The 22,069-nt window shown below is 59.3% G+C and carries 16 protein-coding genes; 9 read left to right on the forward strand and 7 right to left on the reverse strand.

Features of this window, described 5'->3' with window-relative positions; genetic code table 11:
- Positions 1 to 4: 4 nt before the first annotated feature.
- From ACQRD3_RS01740 to ACQRD3_RS01750, 3 genes are all read right to left on the reverse strand, one after another.
- Positions 5 to 1,921, reverse strand: coding sequence for an NAD(+) synthase (locus tag ACQRD3_RS01740; RefSeq protein WP_427779443.1), 1,917 nt, complete (start codon positions 1,919 to 1,921; stop codon positions 5 to 7).
- A 313-nt stretch (positions 1,922 to 2,234) separates the two neighbouring features.
- Complete coding sequence (locus tag ACQRD3_RS01745; RefSeq protein ID WP_427779444.1) at positions 2,235 to 4,859, reverse strand: cation-translocating P-type ATPase; 2,625 nt, start codon at positions 4,857 to 4,859, stop codon at positions 2,235 to 2,237.
- A gap of 610 nt (positions 4,860 to 5,469) precedes the next feature.
- Positions 5,470 to 6,246 carry an IclR family transcriptional regulator gene (locus tag ACQRD3_RS01750; RefSeq protein WP_427779446.1) on the reverse strand — a complete coding sequence of 259 codons (777 nt, stop codon included), beginning with the start codon at positions 6,244 to 6,246 and terminating at the stop codon, positions 5,470 to 5,472.
- 311 nt (positions 6,247 to 6,557) lie between these two features.
- On the opposite strand from ACQRD3_RS01750, the gene ACQRD3_RS01755 reads away from it, so the two are divergent.
- From ACQRD3_RS01755 to ACQRD3_RS01775, 5 genes are all read left to right on the forward strand, one after another.
- On the forward strand, positions 6,558 to 7,520 hold the full coding sequence (locus tag ACQRD3_RS01755) for a 2-keto-3-deoxygluconate permease (RefSeq protein ID WP_080907211.1): 963 nt from the start codon (positions 6,558 to 6,560) through the stop codon (positions 7,518 to 7,520).
- A gap of 61 nt (positions 7,521 to 7,581) precedes the next feature.
- On the forward strand, positions 7,582 to 7,869 hold the full coding sequence (locus ACQRD3_RS01760) for a UxaA family hydrolase (RefSeq protein WP_080907212.1): 288 nt from the start codon (positions 7,582 to 7,584) through the stop codon (positions 7,867 to 7,869).
- A gap of 15 nt (positions 7,870 to 7,884) precedes the next feature.
- Positions 7,885 to 9,048: a UxaA family hydrolase gene (locus ACQRD3_RS01765; RefSeq protein ID WP_080907213.1), complete on the forward strand. Its 1,164-nt coding sequence runs from the start codon at positions 7,885 to 7,887 to the stop codon at positions 9,046 to 9,048.
- An 18-nt stretch (positions 9,049 to 9,066) separates the two neighbouring features.
- On the forward strand, positions 9,067 to 9,939 hold the full coding sequence (locus tag ACQRD3_RS01770) for a fumarylacetoacetate hydrolase family protein (RefSeq protein ID WP_080907214.1): 873 nt from the start codon (positions 9,067 to 9,069) through the stop codon (positions 9,937 to 9,939).
- A 21-nt stretch (positions 9,940 to 9,960) separates the two neighbouring features.
- A complete protein-coding gene (locus ACQRD3_RS01775) occupies positions 9,961 to 10,851 on the forward strand; it encodes a dihydrodipicolinate synthase family protein (protein WP_427779450.1) in 891 nt (296 codons plus the stop codon).
- Between the two features lie 588 nt (positions 10,852 to 11,439).
- Here the strand turns inward: ACQRD3_RS01775 and ACQRD3_RS01780 are convergent.
- From ACQRD3_RS01780 to ACQRD3_RS01795, 4 genes are all read right to left on the reverse strand, one after another.
- Positions 11,440 to 12,300, reverse strand: a complete 861-nt coding sequence (locus ACQRD3_RS01780) for an NAD(P)-dependent oxidoreductase (RefSeq protein WP_080907216.1) — start codon at positions 12,298 to 12,300, stop codon at positions 11,440 to 11,442.
- Between the two features lie 14 nt (positions 12,301 to 12,314).
- Positions 12,315 to 13,481: an iron-containing alcohol dehydrogenase gene (locus ACQRD3_RS01785; RefSeq protein WP_080907217.1), complete on the reverse strand. Its 1,167-nt coding sequence runs from the start codon at positions 13,479 to 13,481 to the stop codon at positions 12,315 to 12,317.
- 104 nt (positions 13,482 to 13,585) lie between these two features.
- Positions 13,586 to 14,476 carry a 4-hydroxy-tetrahydrodipicolinate synthase gene (gene dapA, locus ACQRD3_RS01790; protein ID WP_080907218.1) on the reverse strand — a complete coding sequence of 297 codons (891 nt, stop codon included), beginning with the start codon at positions 14,474 to 14,476 and terminating at the stop codon, positions 13,586 to 13,588.
- Positions 14,477 to 14,533: 57 nt separating this feature from the next.
- The gene (locus tag ACQRD3_RS01795) at positions 14,534 to 15,322 is read right to left on the reverse strand and encodes an IclR family transcriptional regulator (RefSeq protein WP_158082929.1); all 789 of its coding nucleotides are present in this window, start codon (positions 15,320 to 15,322) and stop codon (positions 14,534 to 14,536) included.
- A 174-nt stretch (positions 15,323 to 15,496) separates the two neighbouring features.
- Here ACQRD3_RS01795 and ACQRD3_RS01800 point away from each other — a divergent pair, with 174 nt between their 5' ends.
- The 4 genes from ACQRD3_RS01800 (at position 15,497) to ACQRD3_RS01815 (ending at position 21,987) form a co-directional block, all read left to right on the forward strand.
- Positions 15,497 to 17,455 (forward strand): sigma 54-interacting transcriptional regulator, encoded by a 1,959-nt coding sequence (locus ACQRD3_RS01800; protein WP_427779453.1) that lies wholly within the window; start codon positions 15,497 to 15,499, stop codon positions 17,453 to 17,455.
- Between the two features lie 284 nt (positions 17,456 to 17,739).
- Positions 17,740 to 19,437: a dihydroxy-acid dehydratase gene (gene ilvD / locus ACQRD3_RS01805; protein ID WP_427779455.1), complete on the forward strand. Its 1,698-nt coding sequence runs from the start codon at positions 17,740 to 17,742 to the stop codon at positions 19,435 to 19,437.
- 14 nt (positions 19,438 to 19,451) lie between these two features.
- Positions 19,452 to 20,765 carry a GntP family permease gene (locus ACQRD3_RS01810; protein WP_080907222.1) on the forward strand — a complete coding sequence of 438 codons (1,314 nt, stop codon included), beginning with the start codon at positions 19,452 to 19,454 and terminating at the stop codon, positions 20,763 to 20,765.
- Positions 20,766 to 20,841: 76 nt separating this feature from the next.
- Positions 20,842 to 21,987, forward strand: a complete 1,146-nt coding sequence (locus ACQRD3_RS01815; protein WP_427779457.1) for an amidohydrolase family protein — start codon at positions 20,842 to 20,844, stop codon at positions 21,985 to 21,987.
- Positions 21,988 to 22,069: the final 82 nt, after the last annotated feature.

Consider the following 22,069-nt stretch of genomic DNA (forward strand, 5'->3'; position numbering starts at 1 on the left):
TGGATCACAGTTGGGCCAGCTCGTCCAGCCACAGGGCGGCCACGGCGTCGCTGGGCATCCGCCAGTCTCCCCGGGGAGAGAGGGTCACGGAGCCGACCTTGGGGCCGTCCGGGAGGCAGGAGCGCTTGAACTGCTGGGAAAAAAAGCGGCGGTAAAAGTTGTTCAGCCACTTGAGCAGGGTGGCGCGGTCGTAGCTCCGGCCGAAGGCGTACTCCGTCAGCCGCAGTACCTTCCGGGGGGAGAAGCCCCAGCGGACGGCGTAGTAGAGGAAAAAGTCGTGGAGCTCGTAAGGGCCGACGATGTCCTCGGTCTTCTGGGCGATCTTCCCCTCAATGGCGGGGAGCAGCTCTGGGGAGACCGGAGTGTCCAGGATATCGGTGAGAACGGCGGAGAGGGCCTCGTCCTCCTCGGCCTTGTCCCCGGCCACGAAGCGCACCAGATGGCGTACCAGCGTCTTGGGGATGGAGGCGTTCACTCCATACATGGACATGTGGTCGCCGTTGTAGGTGGCCCAGCCCAGGGCCAGCTCGGAGAGGTCGCCTGTGCCCACCACCAGGCCGCCGGTCTGGTTGGCGATGTCCATGAGCACCTGGGTCCGTTCCCGGGCCTGGCCGTTTTCAAAGGTGACATCGTGGTTTTCCATGGACTGGCCGATGTCCTTGAAGTGCTGGCGCACCGCCTCCCCGATGTCCACCCGCTTCAGGGTGGCCCCCAGCCGGGAGGCCAGTTCGACGGCGTTGTCCCGGGTGCGGTCGGTGGTGCCGAAGCAGGGCATGGTGACGGCGATGATGTCACCGGCGGGCCGGTCCAGCAGCTTCATGGCGACCCCGGTGATGAGAATGGCCAGGGTGGAGTCCAGTCCGCCGGACAGACCCACCACGGCGGTCTTGGCCCCCGTGTGTTCCAGCCGCTGCTTCAGGCCCAGGGCGGCGATGCGCAGGATCTCGTCGCAGCGCTCGGCCCGGTCCCCGGCGTCGGAGGGGACAAAGGGGGTGGTGGAGATGGGGCGGGTGAGGGCGGTGGTGGCGGGTTCCAAATTGAAATAGGAGCGCCAGACCTCCTCCTCGGGAGCGGTGAAGGTGTTCATGCGGCGGCGCTCATAGACCAGCTTGTCCACGTCGATCTCGCTGACGGTGAGGCCCGTGGAAAAGCGCCGCTGGGCCAGGAGGGTTCCGTTTTCCGCAATGAGATCGTGACCGGCAAACACCATGTCGGTGGAGGATTCCCCCTCCCCGGCGTCGGCGTAGACATAGCCGCACACCAGCCGGGCCGATTGGCCCGTTACCAGTTGGCGGCGGTACTCGGCCTTGCTCACCACCTCATCCGAGGCGGACAGGTTCAAAATGACCGTGGCCCCGGCCCGGGCCAGCAGGGAGGAGGGGGCGGCGGGCGCCCACAGATCCTCGCAGATCTCCACGCCCAGCACCAGGTTGGGCATGTCCTCGCAGGCAAAGAGCCCCCGGCCGCAGAGGGAAACCTCCTGTCCGCACAGGCTCACCATAAAATCTTTGCCCTCTCCGGAGGCGAACCAGCGCTGCTCGTAAAACTCTCCGTAGTTGGGCAGGTGAGTCTTGGGGACCAGCCCCAGAATCTCTCCTTTGTGTATTACAGCCGCACAATTATACAATTTGTGATCCCATTTGCACCGTACCGGCAGGCCCACCGCCGCCACCATGTCCAGATTCCGGGTGGCCTCCAGGATGGTGGTCAGTCCATCCTCGGCGCCCTGGAGGAGGGTGGGCTGGAAGAACAGGTCGCCGCAGGTGTAGCCGGTGAGGCACAGCTCAGGCAGGCAGAGTACCCGTACACCCTGGTGGGCGGCCTGACGCATCAGGGTAAAGATCTGTTCGGCGTTATAGCGGCAGTCGGCCACCCTGATTTTGGGCGTACCGGCGGCCACCTTGATGAATCCGTCCCGCATGGGAAAAGACCTCCTTTGTTTGGGCGCAGAGCGCCGCGCCGCAGACTGGCCGCGGCCGATCCATTTGATCCTATTGTACCCCGATTTTCCCGGAAACGCAAGAGAAGAGCTGGACGCGCCAAGACCCCAAAAGCCCCTGACCAAACGGTCAGGGGCTTTTGGGGTGTGTGTTGTCGCGGAGAGTTTGGAGAGGGATGGTTTTGGGAGGATGTTTTGTGTGTCTTGGGTATTTCCTGTGTCCATGCTTAAGATACCAAACAATTACGGCCAAATTTTAACGGAAGTATGAATAAACTGTAAATAACGCAGACGGTCAGTTTACTTTTTTCCGGTCCCGGAACAGAACCTTGTAGATCTGGATCAGCAGGGTGGGGAGGAAGGCCAGCAGCACCACCAGGCCGATCTGACCCATGGTGAAGGGGCTGACCAGGAACAGCCGGGAGAGCACCGGGACAAACAGCACTGAGGCCAGCAGAAGCACACCCACGGCAAAGGCTCCCAGGCTGGCCTTGTTGGTGGTCAGGCCCAGGCGGAAGAGAGAGCCGTTGCCCCGGCAGTTGAAGCCGTGGAACAGGCGGGCCAGGGTGAGGGTGGCAAAGGCCAGGGTCATGGCCAGCCCCGAACCGGCGGCATTCAGCCCGACCCAGTAGGCGGTCAGGGTGGAAGCGGCGATCAGGCCGCCGTAGGCCAGGATGCGGCCCATGAGGTTTTTGGTGAGAATGGGCTCCCGGGGGTCCCGGGGCGGCTGATCCAGCAGGCCGTTCCCGGCGGGCTCCACGCCGATGGCAATGGCGGGGAGAGAGTCGGTGAGCAGGTTGATAAACAGCAGGTGTACCGGGGCGAAGGGCATGGGCAGACCCAGGATGGAGGTGAGGAACACGCAGAAGATGCCCGCCATATTGCCTGAGAGAAGGAAGTTGATGGCGTTTTTGATGTTGGCGTACACGCCCCGGCCGTTGACCACCGCGCCCACGATGGTGGCGAAGTTGTCGTCGGTGAGGATCATGGAGGCGGCGTCCTTGCTCACCTCGGTGCCGGTGATGCCCATGGCCACGCCGATGTCGGCGGCCTTGAGGGCGGGGGCGTCGTTGACGCCGTCGCCCGTCATGGAGACGATCTGGCCCTTGCGCTGCCATGCCTCTACAATGCGTATTTTATGCTCGGGAGATACCCGGGCGTAGACGGAAATATGCTCCAGCCGCCGGTCCAGTTCGGCCTGCTCCATCCGGTCCAGCTCGGGACCGGAGACGGCCTCGTCCCCGTCCCGGAAAATGCCCAGCTGCCGGGCGATGGCGGAGGCGGTGGCCTTGTGGTCGCCGGTGATCATAATGGTGCGTATGCCGCCCCGGCAGGCGTCAGCCACTGCCTGGATGGCCTCTTCCCGGGGCGGGTCGATCATGGAGATGAGGCCCAGGAAGGTGAAGCCGTCCTCATCCGCCAGGGTGAGGGGACGCACGGCGTCCAGCTCCCGGCAGGCAAAGGAGAGCACCCGCAGGCCCTGATCGGACCACTGGGTGTTGACCTGAGTGATGGAGGCCCGCCAGGCGTCGGTCAGGGGGATCCTTCCGCCGCTGGTGAGGACGTGGGTGCAGCGGGCCAGCAGCACATCCAGAGCACCCTTGGTATAGAGGGTGGGGACGCCGTCGATCTCGTGGAGGGTGGACATGAGCTTTCGGTCGGAGTCAAAGGCCAGCTCCCCCAGCCGGGGATGCTGGGCGCGGTAGGAAGTTTCATCCACCCCCAGCCGGTCGCCCAACATCACCAGAGCCACCTCGGTGGGGTCGCCCACAGCCTGCACACCGGTGGTGGCGTCGCTGTCCAGCAGGGCGGACTTCAAAAGCACGTGGCAGGGCTCGTTGGACAGATCCAAATCGTCGGCGGCAAAGAATTTTCCGTCGGTGTAGAGCTGCTGCGGGGTCATGCGGTTCTGGGTGAGGGTGCCGGTTTTGTCGGAACAGATCACCGACACACAGCCCAGAGTCTCCACCGCCTTCAGATCTTTCATGATGGCATGCTGTTTGGCCATCTTCTGGGTGCCCATGGCCTGGACGATGGTGATGATGGAGCCAAGCGCCTCGGGGATAGCGGCCACGGCCAGGGCCACGGCGAACATGAGGGCATCCAGGACGGCCATCTCGTGAAACAACGACATGCCGAAGACCACGATGCAGATGGCGATGATGCAGAAGGCCAGCCTCTTGCTGAAGGCGTCCAGACTGATCTGGAGGGGCGTGCGGCGTTCCTGGGCCTGATTCATAAGGGCGGCCACCCGGCCCAGCTCGGTGTCCATACCGGTGGCGGTGACTACCACAGTGGCCCGGCCGTAGGTCACCAGAGAGCCGGAAAAGACCATGTTCTTCTGATCGCCCAGGGCGATGTCGCCGCCGGGAATCGCCTGGCTGAGCTTTTCCACGCCCTCGCTCTCGCCGGTCAGGGAGCTCTCGTTGACCTTGAGGGAGTAGTTCTCCAAAATGCGGCCGTCGGCCACTACCATGTCGCCGGCCTCCAGTTCCACGATGTCGCCGGGGACGACCTGGGCGGAGGGGACCAGCGTGCGGCGGCCGTCCCGCAGGACCTTGGCCGTGGGGGCCGACATGGCTTTCAGGCTCTCCAGGGATTTTTCCGCCTTGACGTGCTGGACGGTGCCCAGGATGGCGTTGAGGATGAGCACCGCGAAGATGACGATGGTGCTCTCGGCGTTGCCGGAGAACATGGAGATGACGGCGGCAATGATGAGGATGAACACCATCAGATCCTTGAACTGCTCCAAAAAGACCTGGAAAACCGATTTTTTCTTTCCTTCTGCCAGGGCGTTGGGGCCGTACTGACCCAGGCGCTGTTCCGCCTCGGCACCGGTGAGGCCCGCGGGGGAGGCGCTGAGCAGCTTGAGGGTCTCCTGTCCGGTGCGCTGATAAAAGGGGGTTTTGCCTTCTGACATGGGACATCGCTCCTTTTCTCTCTCGGGGTTAGTTTGACCCAAATTTCCGCAGGTAACAAAAAAGACTTTTGAGTATGGATTCCACGCAGATGAAGTCCATACTCAAAAGTCTTGCAACCGGGAAACCGGCGTCCGCCACCAGGCCGGAATTCCGGCCGTGATGTTGATGGCGGAGCTTATCACTACTCCCTTTTAAGTGTAACATAGTTTATTCCAAGAAGAAGGATTTGTCAAGAGAGAAGGGGAGGAAAAAGAAGAAAGCGTCCCGGAATCTGAAGTGCCCCCAAAAGGCAGATCATATTTTCGGGGAAAAGCCGTCCAGGAAACCAAAAGGGCCTGTTGCCTGTGAATGGCAAGCGGCAAGCCCTTTCGCCTTTCCGGGATACGTCGGCCGATTGCTGCAGTAATTGAGATGATCTGCAGGCTTCTGCTTCAAGCACTCTGTGGATGCCACCTTTTGCGGGTAGGGGAATCGGCTTTTGAGCGATCCAAAGAAGTTTTCCATAACAGCATTGTCCAGACGGCTGCCTCTTCGTCCATACCCTGCCGGATGCCTTTCTTATGGAGCATCTGCTGATACTGCCTACGATGGTATCCCGCCGCCTTGGCTCTATGTGGCCAACCGCTCTAAGTGGAAGCTCTTCTCCGTGGCCAGCCGCTCAATGTCAGTCTGGGCCCGAAGCAAACTCTCCCGGACGGTACGCTCCGTATTCGGATCGCTGCGAAACAGGGGAACCGTGACACTGATGGCGGCAAACACCTTCCCCTTTTGCCGCAGCGGTACCGCGTAGCATCCCAATTGATGGTTGGACTCCTCGCGTTCCCAGGCGACTCCGCCCCCCCGAATTTGAGACAGCTGCCCCAGCAGGACAGACAGATCGGTAATCGTGTGCTCGGTGAGGCGGGGCAGTCCGCCGGAATAGAGGGCGGCCACCTCCTGGTCTGTCAGGCCGCTGAGCAGCGCTTTCCCCAGGGCGGTCGCGTTAGCCGGCAGCCGTGTGCCAACGTGAGAAATCATTCGTATGGCTTGGGGGGAGTCCACCTTCCCGATATATAGAACATTTCCCTGATCCCGTACGGCCAACTGGCAGGTCTCCTGACATTCCTCCACCACCTGAGCCATCACCGTGAGGATCAATTCCAGCGCATCCCGGCCGGCACTGTATGTGGCCCCCAGGGTAAAAGCTCCGATCCCTACCGTATACTTCCCGTCCTCCAAATGGACGTATTTTCGGTCAGCCAGGGTATGAAGAATGGGGAACAGACTGCTCTTCGGGGCACCCAGCGCCTCAGACAGTTCTGTGAGCGTGCACCCCGCGCCTGCGGCTGCCAGATATTCCAAAATATCCAGACACCTTGCCGTGGCCCGATGAGGTTCCTGCGGCATAGCCATCTCCTCCTCGTGTGTGTTTTGTTATAAAAATAATAGCAAAGCTGAGGCTATTTTGCAAGGGGCCAGGACAAATAGGACCCGCAGCCGTTGACAATATAAACAAAAAGACAGGACAAATTTTGGCCAAAGAGCTAAAACTACAGGCGGATGCCAAAATGAACTTGACTTTCTGTCGTTGTAATGATATTTTTTAGCCATAAAGTTCTTTAATAAGAACATCGTTCTTAAATAAGAACAAAAGAGAGTGAGAAAATGGCGCACGACCCAAGGTAAGTATCCGCACAACGAGAAGGAGGAAGTATCCCATGATTATGAAGTTGCTCAAAAAGATACCGGGAGGCATGATGGTCGTTCCACTGCTTCTGGGCTCTATCATCAACACATTTTTTCCGCAAATCGTCAACATCGGTTCCTTTACGACAGCCATTTTCACCAATGCCGGCGCGGCGGCGGCGATGGGCATTCAGCTCTTCTGCCTGGGCACCACGCTCCAGGTAAAGGATATGCCCAGGGTGATCAAACGGGGCGGTATTTTGCTGCTGGCCAAGTTTGCCATCGGCGCGGCGATCGGCGTGACCATCGGCAAGGTTTGCGGCATGCCCGGTATCATGGGCCTGTCCGCACTGGCCATCATCAGCGCCGTTACCAACTCCAACGGGTCTGTCTATCTGGCCCTGATGAGCACCTATGGCGACGAGTCTGACTGCGCGGCGATGGCGCTGCTTTCCTTGAACGACGGGCCTTTGTTTACCCTCATTGCTCTGGGTGCCTCCGGACTGGCCAACTTTTCCCCCATGGCTCTGCTGGCTGCGGTCGGTCCGATCCTGGTGGGTATGGTCCTCGGCAACATCGACAAGGACCTGAGCAAGTTCCTGGCTCCCGCCGGTTCGATCATGATCCCCTTCGTAGGCTTCACCCTGGGCGCCGGCATCAACATCACCAATCTCATCAAGGGCGGCCCGCAGGGCATTGTCCTGGGCCTGATCACCTGCCTGGTCGGCGGCGCGTTCATCGTATTCTGTGACCGGGTCATCGGCCGCCGTCCCGGCTACGCGGGCTGGGCCGTGGCCACCACCGCAGGCAACGCCGTGGCAGTTCCCGCCGCTGTGGCTCTGGCCGACCCGTCCTGGGCCCCTTACGTCAGTACCGCCACCGTTCAAGTTGCCGCTTCCACGGTGCTGACCGCCCTGATCGTGCCCTTCATCACCGGCTGGTGGGCAAAGAAATACGGCTGTCCCCAGTTCCCCAAAGAAGATATGCCCCAGTAAACGAAGAGCAACGCCGTGGTATGAAAATTAGAAACGCTGCATTTGGAAAGGAGTCTTTCTCATGGTCAACGCAATGATTATTGAACCCATTGATGACGTGGTCGTCGCCATCGAGGCCATCAAAAAAGGCGAGGAGGTTTGTTATGTGCTGGACGGCAAGACGCTGAACTTTACCGCCCTCAACGATATTCCAATCTATCACAAGGCCGCCATCCACGATATCGCAAAAGGTGAGCCCGTTCGCAAATACGGAGAGCACATCGGCGTGGCTGCCTGTGACATCAAGGCCGGAGAGCATGTCCACACACATAACATCACCAATCACAGGGAAAACCTGGACGCGAAATAAAGGAGGATACATGCAATGAAGTTTTACGGCTATAAGCGTCCCGACGGCCGGGTGGGCATCCGGAACAAAGTTCTGATCCTGCCTGCCAGCGTCTGCGCCTCCGACACGACCCGCATTATTTCTCAGCAGGTCGTAGGTTCCGTTACCTTCAACAACCAGAACGGCTGCTCCCAGGTGGGGGCCGACCAGCAGCTGACCATGGACGTAATGGCCGGCTACGCCGCCAATCCCAATGTGTACGGCACTGTGGTCGTGTCCCTGGGCTGCGAGAACTGCCAGATGGATCTGGTGGTGAAAGCCATTTCCGAGCGGACCAACAAGCCCATCAAGCAGGTCATCATTCAGGAGGCCGGCGGTACGCTGAAGGCCATCGATATGGCCGTGCGGTACGCCAAGGAGATGGTGGCCGAGGCCTCCCTGCTTCAAAAGGAGGAGTTCCCCCTCTCCGAGCTGATCGTGGGCACCGAGTGCGGCGGCTCCGACACGACCAGCGGTCTGGCTGCCAATCCTCTCATCGGCCGCCTCAGCGACCTGCTGGTGAAAGAGGGCGGCACCTCCATTCTGAGCGAGACCACCGAGTTCATCGGCGGCGAGCATCTGCTGGCCCGCCGGGCCGCCACGCCCGAGATCCACGACCGCATCTTTGAGATCGTCCACCGCTATGAGAAGGCCCTTCAGATGGTGGGAGAGGAAGTCCGGGAAGGCAACCCCTCCCCCGGAAACAAGGCCGGCGGCCTGACGACTTTGGAGGAGAAGTCCCTGGGCTGTATTCACAAGGGCGGCCACACCCCTGTGAACGCCGTGTATGACTATGCAAAGCAGGTCGACCCCAAGTCCGGCCTGGTCATCATGGACACCCCGGGCAACGACCCCTCCTCCGTGGCGGCCATGGTGGCCGGCGGCGCCCAGGTCGTGGTCTTCTCCACCGGCCGCGGCACCCCCACCGGCAACCCCATTGCCCCCGTCATCAAGATCACCGGAAACAAGCTCACCTTCGCCACCATGGAGGACAACATCGATCTGGACGCCTCTCCCCTGATCTACGGCACCAAGACGATGGAACAGCTGGGAGACGAGCTTCTGAACCTGGTGGCCGAGGTGGCCAGCGGCAAGCAGACCAAAGCCGAGAGCCTGGGCTATACCGAGATGGCCATCGCCCGCGTCTGCAATTACGTGTAAACAGCGGCAGGAGCGGTCATGAGATTTGTTACGTTCCAGTACGCCGGGGTGACCTGCCCCGGCGTGCTCAGCCGGGACGGCGAGCGGGTCCTGTCACTGGACGAGGCGGGAGTCGGTCCATACGCCACCCTTTTGGATATGATCGCTGCGGCGGGTCCGGACCAGTTGGCCCGGACCTTAGCCGCGTCTGAAACCTCCGGCGGCGTGCCTCTGGCGGAGGTGCGCCTGCTGGCCCCGATCCCACGGCCGCCGCACGACATTCTGTGCGTGGGGGTCAACTACCGGGCCCATCTGGAAGAGAGTGAGAGCGCTATGGGGGAGATCCCCCACCAGAGCAGCGTCTACTTTTCCAAACGGGCAAACCCTGTCACCGGCCCGGACGAAGTGTTGGACGGACACCTGGAGTTGGACTCCAACCTGGACTACGAGGTGGAGCTGGCGGTGGTCATCGGCAAGGGCGGGAGAGACATCCCGCCGGATCGGGCAGCGGAACATATTTTCGGCTACTCCGTGTTCAACGATCTGTCTGCCCGTGCCCTGCAGAAGCGGCACAATCAGTGGTATCGGGGAAAAAGTCTGGACGGCTTCGCCGTCATGGGCCCCGCCCTGGTCACGGCGGACGAGATCCCGTTTCCGCCGCTGCTGACGCTGGAGAGCCGGGTCAACGGCGAAGTGCGGCAGCACAGCAATACCAGGCTCTATCTGTCGGATATTCCGCACCTGATCGCGGAGCTTTCGCAGGGCATGACGCTGGAACCGGGGGACATCATTGCCACCGGCACGCCTTCCGGTGTCGGCATGGGCTTTACCCCGCCCCGCTGGCTCAAGAGCGGTGATGTGGTGGAGTGTGAAATTCAGGGCGTGGGCCTTTTAAAGACCACCGTCCGATAAAAATAGATTGGAGAAAATAAGATGAAAGCACAATATTTGACCCCTGTTGTCACGATTTTCAATCAGGATGGCAGCGTGGATGTCGAGGGCAACAAGAAGGTCTATGAGTTCCTGATCGAAGGCGGGGTGGACGGCCTCGTTATCATGGGAAGCACCGGCGAGTTTTTCGCCATGACCATGGAGCAGCAGAAGCAGGTCATCGACATCGCCGCGGAGTACAAGGACCGCACCCGGGTGCTCATCGGCGTGAGCCGGATGGTCATCGGCGAGGTCGCTGAGCTGGCCGATTACGCCTATGCCAAGGGCCTGAAGGAAGTTATGGTGGTGAGCCCCTACTACTTCAAATTTACCGAGGAGGCTCTGGAGGCGTATTACGACCAGGTCGCTTCCTCGGTCAAGAGTGACATGATCCTCTATAATTTCCCGGATCGCACCGCCCATGACCTGACCCCGGAGCTGGTGCTCCGTTTGGCTGGAAAGCACAAAAATATCATCGGTATCAAGGATACCGTCGCTGAGATGGGCCACACCTCGGCCATCCTCCGCACCGTACTGCCGGAGTTCCCCGACTTCCAGGTTTACAGCGGGTTTGACGACAATCTGATCCACAACGTGATGAGCGGCGGCTGCGGCTGCATCGGCGGTCTGTCCAACCTGATGCCCCAAAAATGCGCCGCCTGGACCAAGGCCATCAATGACGGCGATCTGGCAAAAATGGCCGAGGGACAGCGGTTTATTAACGACGCGATGGCCCTCTATGATATCAGCGTACCCTTTATTCCCACGGTAAAGCGGGCCATGCGCATTGCCGGGCTGGACATCAGCGAGACCTGCACCGCCCCCATGCTGCCTTTGAACGACGCCCAGGAAAAGACGCTGCGGGCGTTGATGGAAAAACTGAGCATTCTGTAAAAAAGAACAGAAGCCCGAGGCCTGTTCGCGCAGGCTGTTTTACACAGTGGATATTCCCGCAAAATGGGGGCAAAGCAGCGAACCGGCCCCAAAAGCCTGTGACATATTGGAATGTACCGTTGCGCACGGCAAGACCGCCGGGTTTCAGGATCCGTGCATCGTTTTGGGTTTGGGCTGCGGCTCTCCACCGGACCTGAAAAACCTGGATCCATCCCTCCCGCAGCCTCTGAGAGAGGCCCGCTGTATCCGTTGCTCCCGGCTTCCACATCAGGAAGAAAACATAGCCCCTATGTGCTACCCTCTCTTTACCCTGGTGCTATCTTCCTTCAGGAGATCGTTTCCATCTTTTCTTAGGTGCGGCAGATGCCTCTGCCGCACCTTTTTTATATGTCGGCTGACGGGAACGGGGGGTAATCCCGCGCTCCCTCCCCCCGCTGTCTCTGGGCAGGCGCAGGCACAAATACAGGCCGAGGGGACTGCCTATCATCAGGCGGCCCTCCTCGGCCTGTTGAATACCCTTCCCACGGGCAACGGTGTCCCTATCTCACCGATATAAGGCGGAGGACAGTGGTCGCTCCAACCCGCACCTTATTCAAAATACCGGATCAGGGCCTGGGTGCCCAGATCTCCCATGCCCCGGTCAGCCAATGCCTGATACATCGCCAGTACCTGGCCCGTAACCGGAAGGGTAGTCTGAACCGTGCTGCTCTCTTCCTCGGCAATGGAGAGATCCTTGATGAAATGCTTCACAAAAAAGCCGGGGGCGAAGTCCCGGGCCAAGATCCTGGGAGCGGTATTGCTCATCTGCCAGCTCCCAGCCGCACCAGCGCTAATGGTGCACAGAAGAGTCTGGAGATCCAGCCCGTGCCTTTTGGCATAGGTCAGGGACTCGGCCACACCGGCCATGACACCCGCCAGAGCGATCTGATTGGCTATTTTTGCGTGTTGCCCGAACCCTGCCGGGCCTTCGTAGCGGATGTTGCTTCCCAACGCTTCAAAAAGGGGCAGGCAGGCTTCAAAGTCAGCCCGTTCTCCGCCGACCATAATAGCGAGGGTACCGTTTTTCGCCCCGGTATCTCCGCCGCTTACCGGCGCATCCAGGGCGTGCAGCCCTTGTTCCAGGGCACGGTCAGCGATCTGCTTGCTGAGCTGGGGGCGAGTGGTGGTCATATCGATCACGTAGCCTCCTGGCGCCATGGCGCCCAGAAGGCCGTTTTCGCCAAAGTATACATCCTCGACATCCCTGGGGTAGCCCACGATGGTGATGACGGCCTCGGAAACTTTTGCACAGGCGGCTGGGGTGTCGGCCCACTGGGCTCCCTCACCCAGCAGATCCGCCGCTTTCTCCTTGGTGCGGGTGTAGACGGTCACTTCAAAGCCGTGGGCCATCAGATTCCGGACCATACCATGCCCCATCACGCCGGCACCTACAAATCCGATTTTTTTCATCGTCTCTTCCCCTCTCAGAAGCCGGCCTCATCCCAGAGGGAGCGATAAAGGCCCTTGAGATCCTCGACCGTGGGCTGACGGCGTGTATTGGACGGACTGCCGCTGTCCATGGCATCCTCGGCCATCTTGTCGATGGCGGCAAAGAAGGCGGCCCGATCCAGGCCGTACTCCGCCGGGGTGGGGATTTTCAGTTTGTGCAGCAGGTCACTGAGCGCTGCCGCAAAGGCGGCCGCACCCTCCTCATCGCTCATCCCGGCCTGATAGACACCGATGGTTTTGGCCAGATCGCAGAAGCGATCCGGGGCTCCGGGCAAGGCAAAGCGGAGGCAGGCATCCAGCAGCATGGCGTTGGACAGGCCGTGAGGCACATGGAAGAGGGCGCCGATAGGGCGGCTCATGCCGTGGACAATGGTAACCGATGCATTGGAAAAGGCGATACCGGCCTCCAAGGATGCGATGGCCATCTCCTCCCGGGCGTTTTCGTCGGAACCGCAGTCGTAGGCCCGGTACAGGTTGGCGAAGATCCGCTTTACGGCGCTGAGGGCGAACATATCCGACATGGAGAAAGCCTTCGTGCTGGTATATGCTTCCACCGCATGGCACAGGGCGTCCACGCCGGTGGAGGCCGTCACCGACGGGGGCGCCGTCATGGTGAACTGGGGATCCACAATGGCCATGCGAACCATCAGGGCGGGATCCTTGATCATCATCTTGACCTGGGTATGCAGGTTTGTGATGATAGTGACGCTAGTGGCCTCGCTGCCTGTTCCCGCCGTGGTGGGAATGGCGCAGGTGGGCGGCAAGGGGTTGACCAGGGCCTTGCCCCCATAGTCACAGATGCTGCCCCCGTTAGCCGCCACCGCCGCGATGGCCTTCATGGAATCAATGGGACTGCCGCCTCCGATGGCCATAAGGAAGTCACACCCGTTCTCCTGATAGACCGCTACACCGCGGTCTATCATTTCATGGTTGGGCTCGCCGGTGATGCCGTCGTAGATTACGTACCCGACCCCCATGGAATCCAGCATGCCGGTCACCCTGCCGGCGTTGCCCAGTTTGACCATTACGGGGTCTGTCACGATGAGCGCCTTCTTCCCGAATGAGGGGAGTTCCGCGCCAGCCAGCCGCAGTGCGCCCTTACCGGCTACGATGCGGTTGGGAATGGTAAAAATGTTTGCCATGGTTATCCCGATCCTTTCTGATATGCTCTGATTTCAGACTCCTGCCTGTGCCTGGCATGCCGTCCCGGCTGATTCGGGAGCCACTCTTTTGCCGCTGCTCGCGCTCATTCCTGCTGCAGGGTCCCCAGATCCTCCAACAATCCCCGCAGAGCCTCCAGCTTTTCTGGCTTGCAGCCGGTGATGGGTGCTATGGGCCGCCCCACCTCGAAGCCCATGAGATTCAGGGCGTCCTTGGTCACCGCTGGCCAGCTCGCCATGCCGAAGGAAAGCCGGAAGGGCGCCAGCTTATACTGGTCGGCCAAAGCGCCCTTCCAGTCCCCCTGCTGGACCTTATTGTAAAGATCCACCAGCAAGGCAGGGGCTACGTTAGCGGTGGCAGCTACGCTGCCGCTGCCGCCATGGATAAGGTTGGCAAAGATCAGCATGTCCCGGCCGCACAGAACGTCAAAATCCATATCCGCAGTGCGGCGGATATAATCCATCATCAGTCCCAGATCTCCGCTACTGTCCTTGACCGCAGCCACATTGGGGATCTCGGCCAGCCGCTCCACCACTTTGGCGGAAAGATTCACATGGGTGCGGTCGGGGTTGTTGTAGAGGGTCACAGGTAAATCCGTGGATTCAGCGATGGCCCGGTAATGCTGATAGATCTCCTCGTCGTTGGGGGTAATCATCATAGGGGTAAGCACACTCACCAGGTCTGCCCCAGCCTCCTTGGCTGCGGCTACCATGCGAATGGCCTCCTTTGTACCGACCCCGTAGGCGCCCGCCATGACGGGTACTCTGCCATGTATATGATCCACGGTAATTTCGATGGCCCGCCGCTTCTCCCCCTCGCTCAGACCGTAAAATTCCCCTGTGCTGCTGAGAACGAAGACACCGTGGCACCCGTTGTCCACCGTGTAGTCCAACAGATGCCGCAGGGCTTTCTCGTTGACGCGTTCCGCCTCGTCAATGGGCGTAACCAGCGCGGGTATGATTCCTTTTACCGCCATGACTTCAAACCTCCTGAAACTGTATTGGGATTGAGCAAATGCCCGCAGTACCGACGCTCATACGCAGTCCTCTCCGCTGCCCAACTGGAGGAGGATCTTCTGCGCCGTGTTGCGCAAGTGGGGGAGCAAGCGCTGCATCTCATCCAAGCCAAACTCGTTGGAAGGCCCGCTGACGCTGATGGCGGCGCATACACCGCCGTCCAGTCCCAAGATGGGGACGGCCACGCAGTTGTACCCATGGATGCACTCTTCCATGTCGGTGCCGTAGCCCTGGAGGGCCGTCTTTTCCAGCTCTGCCATATAGGCCTCCCGGTCCGTGATGGTGGAGAAAGTAAAGCGCCGTGGGCCAACCCCCTCAAACATGGGCTCAGCCTGTTCCGGGGTGGCGCACAAGAGCACTTTACCCAGCGCAGTGCAGTGGGCCGGGCGGCGCATGCCGGCGTGGTAGTAGCCCCTGGAGCCCTCCTCACCTTCGGCCCTGTACAGATAAACCACCTCCGTTCTATCCAGAACGGCCAGGTTCACATTCTTGCGCAGCAGTAGGGAAAGCTGCTCCAGATAGGGCATGCTCAACCGCCGAAGCGACATGGACTGGAGCACCACTCCCTCCATCCGCAGCACCTCCTGCCAGCCCAGGCAGTAATAACCGCCCTCCTGAAGGATAAATCCCTGCTCCCGCATGGTTGCCAGGAGCCGGCTGGCAGTGGCCTGGTTGATTCCGGTACGCTGGCTGATGTCCTTCAAACGCAGGCGGGGCGTCTGCTGGGTGAAAACGCGCAGAATCTGCAGGGCCTTTGCCACGCTCTGGTTCGGACTACCTGCCAGGGCGGAATTTTTAGGCTTCAAATCTGCATCCCTCTTTTGATTTTTCAATCTGTAAAATCTAATTTTATAGATTGTGTATGCATTATAGGATTTGATGGAATAGTTGTCAAGTACCGATTTGAACTTGCACACAAAAAATATTGTGGTATGATAGTAAAAAACTTTTTCGGTACACGCCTGCGGGGGGGGATCCAGATGGTACGCATTGCTCTTTTGTTTCCGCAAAAAGGATTTTTTGAGACCGCTTTTGAGACCTTTGCCGAGCACAATCAATTCCAGCACGATTTTGAAACCGTCACGGAGGAATACGTGCTGGAGGAGGTGGCTACACCAGGGAACCGGTTCGATCCCGGCGTAATCGGCACATACGACGTAGTGATCTCCCGCGGGATTACAGCGGAGCTGTTCCGGCAGCAGTTCCAGCAACCTCCCCTGGTGGAGATTCCTGTGGCAGGGAACGATCTCGTCCGCAGCATGGAGCAGCTCCGGCGCCAGGTGGGGGATAAGCTCATCGCCATCGTAGGGGCCCACAACATGCTCTATGGCGCCGAGGAGCTGGCCGAGATCGTAGGCATGCGGGTGCGCTGCTATGAAAGGCACTCTGGCTCAGACTGGGACTCCGCGGTGGACGAGGCGATAGCCGACGGCTGCGAGGCTTTGCTGGGAGGCGTGGAGACCTGCGCCTACGCCCGGCACTGCGGGCTCCCCTATGCCCTGCTGCGCACGGGGAAGGAGGCCCTTTGGCAGGCCTATACGGAGGCCAAAAAAATGGTTCAGGTCCAGATGATCGAGCAGCATAAATCCTTGCGCCTGCGTACGATTTTCGATTACACTTACGAGGGCATCCTGGAAATCTGGGGGGACGGTACCCTCATGTCGTTCAACCGCACGGCATGTTCCACATTGGGCCTGTCCCCTTCGGCCGAAGGGAAGTCAGTTGCGGCCTGTATCCCCGCCGGCCCCTTCCAGGAGCTGCTTCTGAGTACCCGCACCTGCGAAAACGTCCTGGTGCCCTATGGCCCGCTGAAGCTCGCGGTAAGCAAATCAAAGCTGGAAAATAAAGGACATATGTGGGGTTATATTGTCACATTCCAGGATGTCACCCGGATTCAGCAGATGGAAAAGAGCATCCGGAAGCAGCTCCATGCCCAGGGGCATGAAGCCAAGCACACCTTCACCGATATTTTGGGCGGCAGCCCCCAGCTGCGCCGTGTCATCGAGCGAGCCAGGCAGTACGCCGGGACTGACCTGGACGTGCTGATCACCGGCGCATCCGGCACCGGCAAGGAACTTTTTGCCCAAAGCATCCACAACCAGAGCGCCCGGCGGAATCAGCCCTTTGTAGCCATCAACTGCGCCGCTCTCCATGAAAATCTGCTGGAGAGTGAGCTTTTCGGCTATGTGGAGGGCGCCTTCACTGGCGCGGCCAAGGGAGGAAAGACGGGCCTGTTTGAGCAGGCCCACAGGGGCACCATCTTCCTGGACGAGGTCGCTGAGATCAGCACCGCCCTGCAGTGCAAGCTGCTGAGAGTACTGCAGGAACGTGAGATCATGCGTCTGGGGGATAACCGCATCATCCCGATCGACATCCGCGTCATCGCCGCCACCAATAAAAATCTGTTTCAATACGTGAAAGAAGGCCGGTTCCGTGAGGATCTGTACTATCGGCTGGATGTGCTGCGGGTCCATCTGCCATCCCTCAACGAGCGGGCCGGAGATGTGCCCGTCCTGGCCCAGCACTTCATCGATACGTATGCCTCGCGTTATCAGCCGGGGGCCGGCCCCATGCAGCTCACCGAAGAGGCCTGCGCTCTGTTGGAGCGGGTCCGATGGCATGGGAATATCCGACAGCTGAAAAATATCTGCCTGAGGGCCGTGGTGACCTGCCGACAGCGCCGCATCGGCGCCCAGGCACTGGCGGAAGTGCTGGATGACGCCGGGTTCGGTCTGGCGCCTGCCCCCCGGCCGGCGGTCCCGAAAGAGCATAATCATGGAGCGCTCCCACCTCCGCTGGTTGCCGAAAGCGAGGCCCAGCGTATCCGTCAGGCACTGGAGCGCTGCGGCTACCGGCGGGAAGCGGCCGCCGCGTTGCTTGGCATCAGCCGCTCTACACTGTGGAAGAAAATGAAAGCCCTTCAGATAAATGAAAAATAGGACCTCCGGGAAAAACGTTTCGTTTCATTTTGAACGAAACGTTTTTTTCGAAACACTTGAACCCGGCTGCCCACATGCTTTAGGGCATGGGGGGCAGCCAGTTTTTTAACGATATTTGTTCCGGAAAATGGTCAAAATACCGGACTTTAAATCCATTTTTCCTCTGAATTCCACGGCAGGCAGAAAATTGGCACATGTTTTGCTCTGCATTAAGGCATGTCACCCGGTTACGAAAATGTGCCGGTGACCATTGCGACAAAACGAATGGAATCGAGGGAGAAAGAATGAACGACAAACCTTATCGAAGCCGGGTTGTAGTGGAGGGCCCGGAGCATGCGGGAAACCGCGCCCACCTGAAATGTGTGGGCCTGTTGGAGGACGAACTGGCCCGCCCCTTCATCGGCGTTGTCAACACGTTTAACGAGATGAATCCCGGGCATATCCATCTGCGCTCTGTGGCCCAGGCGGTCAAGGAGGGGGTCATCCGGGAGGGTGGTGTCCCCTTTGAGTTCAACACCACAGCCATCTGCGACGGCATCACCCAGGGCAATGTGGGTATGTGCAGCGTCCTGCCCAGCCGGGACGTCATCGTAGACTCTATCGAGCTCACAGTTGAAGCGCAGCAACTCGACGGCATGGTCATCATTGCCACCTGCGATAAGATCGTGCCGGCGGCCATGATGGCGGCCGGACGGCTGAACATCCCCTGCGTGATCGTGCCTGGAGGGCCCATGCTGCCCGGCAAGTACCGCGGCCAGGAGCTTGCCATCCACCAGATCCGGGAGGCCAGTGCACAGATCACCGCCGGCGGCATGAGCGAGTCTGAACTGAAGGAGATGGAGGAGGCCATCTGTCCTTCCGCCGGGGGCTGCTCCATGCTGGGGACAGCCAACACCATGTCCTGCCTGGTCGAAGCGCTGGGCCTTACGGTGCCTGGAGCCGCCACCACCCACGCTGTGTACTCCCGCAAGCTGCGGGAGGCCAAGCTCTCTGGTATCACCGTTGTAAAGCAGGTGAAGGAGGGCATCCGTCCCAGGGATATCATCAAAGAGAACAGCTTTAAAAACATGCTGCGCGTCAACATGGCCATCGGCGGCTCCACAAACACCTGCCTCCACATCCCGGCCATTGCGGCGGAGTTTGGATACAGGATCACCCCTGAGGACTTTGAGACGGCCAGCCGCACCACCCCCCACCTGGTCAATGTGAAGCCCTCCGGAAAGTACTCCATGCTTCAGTTCGATGAGGCGGGCGGCGTGCCGGCCGTCATCCGGACCCTGGGGGAGAAGTTCCTCGACATGACGGCCATGACCGTCAACGGCATTCCTATCGGCGACTACCCGGTTCACAGCCACTCGGAATATTCTGACGTCATCACCACGCCGGATCATCCCTTACACAAGCAAGGCAGTATCGCTATTTTGAAGGGCAATCTGGCTCCGGAGGGCGCGGTCTGCAAGCAGAGCGCTGTGTGTGATCAGATGCGCGTCCACACCGGTCCGGCCCGGATCTTTGATTCGCAGGAAGAGGCCATTGAGGCCATGCAGCACAACCTGATCAAGAAAGGCGACGTGGTGGTCATCCGCTATGAGGGCCCGAAGGGCGGCCCTGGAATGCGTGAAATGCATGCCGCCATGACCACTCTGGTGGGCCTGGGGCTCTCGGACTCCACCGCTCTCATCACCGATGGCCGCTTCTCCGGCGCCACCCGCGGCCCGTGTGTAGGCCACATTTCTCCGGAAGCTGCGGTGGGCGGCCCCATCGGCCTGCTGAAAGACGGCGATGTGATCCACATCGACATCAACAGCCGAGAGATCTCTGTGGATATTTCCGATGAGGAGCTGGCCCGGCGTCGGGCCGAGTGGAAGCCAAAGCCTACCCAGGGCCATGGCAAATACCTCACCCGATACAGCAACCTGGTGGGCAGCGTCTGGGAGGGCGCCCAGCTCGCCGTGGATTTTGACCGGATTGATAAAAAATAAAAGGAGGAGACATTATGTTGGGTGTAATCGGTATCGTAGTAGCGCTGGCCCTGCTTATTTTTCTCATCTTTAAGGGCTGGCACATGGGTGTTGTGGCGCTCATTTCCTCTTTGGTTATCGTACTGACAAGCAAAATGGATGTTTGGCCTGCCTTTGCCGAAAGCTTTGCCGTCTCTTTTAAAAACTTTGCAGGCACCTGGTTTCTGATGTTTACACTGGGCGCGATTTTTGGCAAGATCATGGAGGACAGCGGTGCCTCTGTCTCAATCGCCAATGCCATTGTCCGGGCTGTGGGCAAGAAGAGAGTCATCCTAATCGTCCTGCTCACCACGCTGGTTCTCTCCTATGGCGGCATCGGCGTGTTCATCATTGCCTTTACCATGTATCCTATCTGCATGGCGCTTTTTAAGGAAGCTGACCTGCCCAAGTCCATCTTTCCCGGCCTGCTACTGGCTATCCCCGCCACCATCACCATGAGCTTTGCACCCGGCGTCCCCGCAGTGCAGAACATGATTCCTACCGAGACCTTCGGCACTACGATCTATGCCGCTCCTGTCATTGGCACCGTTACCTCCATAGCAATCTTTGTGATGGACTACGCATTCTATACCTGGGCCGCCAAACGCTGCGCGGCAAGGGGAGAACACTTTGTGGCCGGGCCTGATGACCACATCATCGACCTCAATGATGCCGAAGCAGTGAAGAACCTCCCCAGTCCCCTTGCTTCTTTCCTGCCCATTATCGTGCTCATCGTGTCCATCTTTGTCTTCATGAAACTGGTCTCTGTTTCCAATTACGCCGTGGTTCTGGGAATGGTTCTGGCCATCGTCCTTGCCCTGATTCTTTTCCGCGGCCGTCTGAAAGTCCGTGACGCCATGGGTGCCGGCATGAACAGCGGTCTCAACGCTCTTATGGTCACCTCTATGATTATGGGCTTCGGCGGTGTCGTAAAGGCTTCCCCCGCCTTCCAGTCCTGTGTGAACTGGCTGCTGGGCCTCCAAATGAACCCCATCCTGATGGCCTTCTTCTCCATCAACGTGATCTGCATGATCACCGGCTCCTCCTCCGGTGGCCTGAATATTTTTCTGGACACCTTGGGAGATTACATGCTCTCCACCGGCATCAATCCTCAGATCCTGCACCGACTGTGCTGCGCGGCTTCTGCCGGCCTGGACGCCATGCCCCACGCCTCCGGTGTGGTCCTGGCCAACTCCGTGGCCAAGACTGAGATGAAGAACACCTATAAATACACCTTTGTCTCCCAGTGCATCATTCCCATCATCGCATTCTGGCTTGGCGTGCTTTTGTATTCTTTCGGCCTGTGCTGATTGATTTTCTCCCGGGTTCCGCAATATGCTTATTGCCCGGGGCCCGGGAGAATTCCATTTGGAAAGGAAGATCTTCATGACCAAACTAGATTGTGTCATCAAAAACGGCCATGTTGTGGATCCGGCCCGCGGTCTGGACTGTGTTTCCGACATCGCCATCGTAAACAACAAGATTGTGGAGCTGCCTGCGGAATATGAGGCGCTCCGGATCGTGGATGCCTCAGGCTGCTATGTCTTCCCCGGCTTGATCGACTTCCACGCCCATGTTTTCCGTGCGGGTAGCGGCGTGAGCGTCCGTCCAGATTATCTGCTGGCCACCGGGGTGACCGCCGCCGTCGATGCCGGTACCGCCGGCTGCTCCAACTTTGAGGCATTTTATTCCAGTACGGTGGTCCCCAGCCAGATCCGCATGAAAAGTTATCTCAATATGTACGGTTCCGGGCAGACCGACTACAACATCATCGAAAAATTTGACGTACCCGAATTCCGGCCCCTGGCCATCCGCCGATTGGTGGAGAAATACCGCGACAATATCCTGGGCCTCAAAATCCGGATGAGCGAGGGCGTCGCCGTCGATATGGCAGCCATGGACTATACCATGGAGCTGGCCGGAGAGCTTGGCATCGGCGTCTGTGTACACGTAAGCCGTCCCCTGGTCCCGCTGGATGAGATCGTAAGCCGGCTGCGTCCGGGAGACATCTATTGCCACATGTATCAGAACGTGGGCATTGACAACATCCTTGACAAGGCCACCGGGAAGATTAAGCGCTCCATGCTGGAGGCCCGTGAACGGGGGGTCATTTTCGATGCCGCCAACGGAAAGATGAACTTCAATATCAACACCTGTAAAGAGGCCGTCTCCCAGGGCTTTTGGCCCGATGTGATCTCCAGCGACTGGCTGAGTGATAAGTACAACTTCTCGCCCTATACCAAGAACCTCATGTTCATCGTCACCAAGTACCTCCAGTTGGGTATGCCGCTGAATCAGGCCCTGGCCGCAGTTACCTCCACTCCCGCCCGGCTGATGCATATGGAGGGCAGGATCGGGACTCTGGCCCCCGGCGCCTACGCAGATATCTCGATTTTTAAGGTGATCGACAAGAAAGCCCGGCACCTGGACTTTGACGGTGCGCCCTTTGAGACAGACAGGCTGTTCATCCCCCAGATGGTCATCAGCGACGGTGAATTTGCCTTCTGCCAGGCCGACTTCGCCCTGATTTAACCCAATACACTGATTTCCGGACATTCAGAAGCAACATTTATTATGAAGTGCGCCATCCCCCGATACAGGGTCTGCCCCCTGT

It is taken from the genome of Candidatus Pseudoscillospira sp. SGI.172, assembly GCF_050313575.1.
In the GTDB taxonomy this organism is placed as follows: Bacteria; Bacillota; Clostridia; order Oscillospirales; family Oscillospiraceae; genus Vermiculatibacterium.

Coding starts and splice junctions, on each gene's coding strand:
- ACQRD3_RS01765 (WP_080907213.1), top strand. CDS start 7,885: ATGAAGTTTTACGGCTATAAGCGTCCCGACGGCCGGGTGGGCATCCGG.
- ACQRD3_RS01740 (WP_427779443.1), bottom strand. CDS start 1,921: ATGCGGGACGGATTCATCAAGGTGGCCGCCGGTACGCCCAAAATCAGG.
- ACQRD3_RS01775 (WP_427779450.1), top strand. CDS start 9,961: ATGAAAGCACAATATTTGACCCCTGTTGTCACGATTTTCAATCAGGAT.
- dapA (WP_080907218.1), bottom strand. CDS start 14,476: ATGGCGGTAAAAGGAATCATACCCGCGCTGGTTACGCCCATTGACGAG.
- ACQRD3_RS01810 (WP_080907222.1), top strand. CDS start 19,452: ATGTTGGGTGTAATCGGTATCGTAGTAGCGCTGGCCCTGCTTATTTTT.
- ACQRD3_RS01770 (WP_080907214.1), top strand. CDS start 9,067: ATGAGATTTGTTACGTTCCAGTACGCCGGGGTGACCTGCCCCGGCGTG.
- ACQRD3_RS01780 (WP_080907216.1), bottom strand. CDS start 12,300: ATGAAAAAAATCGGATTTGTAGGTGCCGGCGTGATGGGGCATGGTATG.
- ACQRD3_RS01755 (WP_080907211.1), top strand. CDS start 6,558: ATGATTATGAAGTTGCTCAAAAAGATACCGGGAGGCATGATGGTCGTT.
- ACQRD3_RS01750 (WP_427779446.1), bottom strand. CDS start 6,246: ATGCCGCAGGAACCTCATCGGGCCACGGCAAGGTGTCTGGATATTTTG.
- ACQRD3_RS01745 (WP_427779444.1), bottom strand. CDS start 4,859: ATGTCAGAAGGCAAAACCCCCTTTTATCAGCGCACCGGACAGGAGACC.
- ilvD (WP_427779455.1), top strand. CDS start 17,740: ATGAACGACAAACCTTATCGAAGCCGGGTTGTAGTGGAGGGCCCGGAG.
- ACQRD3_RS01815 (WP_427779457.1), top strand. CDS start 20,842: ATGACCAAACTAGATTGTGTCATCAAAAACGGCCATGTTGTGGATCCG.
- ACQRD3_RS01785 (WP_080907217.1), bottom strand. CDS start 13,481: ATGGCAAACATTTTTACCATTCCCAACCGCATCGTAGCCGGTAAGGGC.
- ACQRD3_RS01760 (WP_080907212.1), top strand. CDS start 7,582: ATGGTCAACGCAATGATTATTGAACCCATTGATGACGTGGTCGTCGCC.
- ACQRD3_RS01800 (WP_427779453.1), top strand. CDS start 15,497: ATGGTACGCATTGCTCTTTTGTTTCCGCAAAAAGGATTTTTTGAGACC.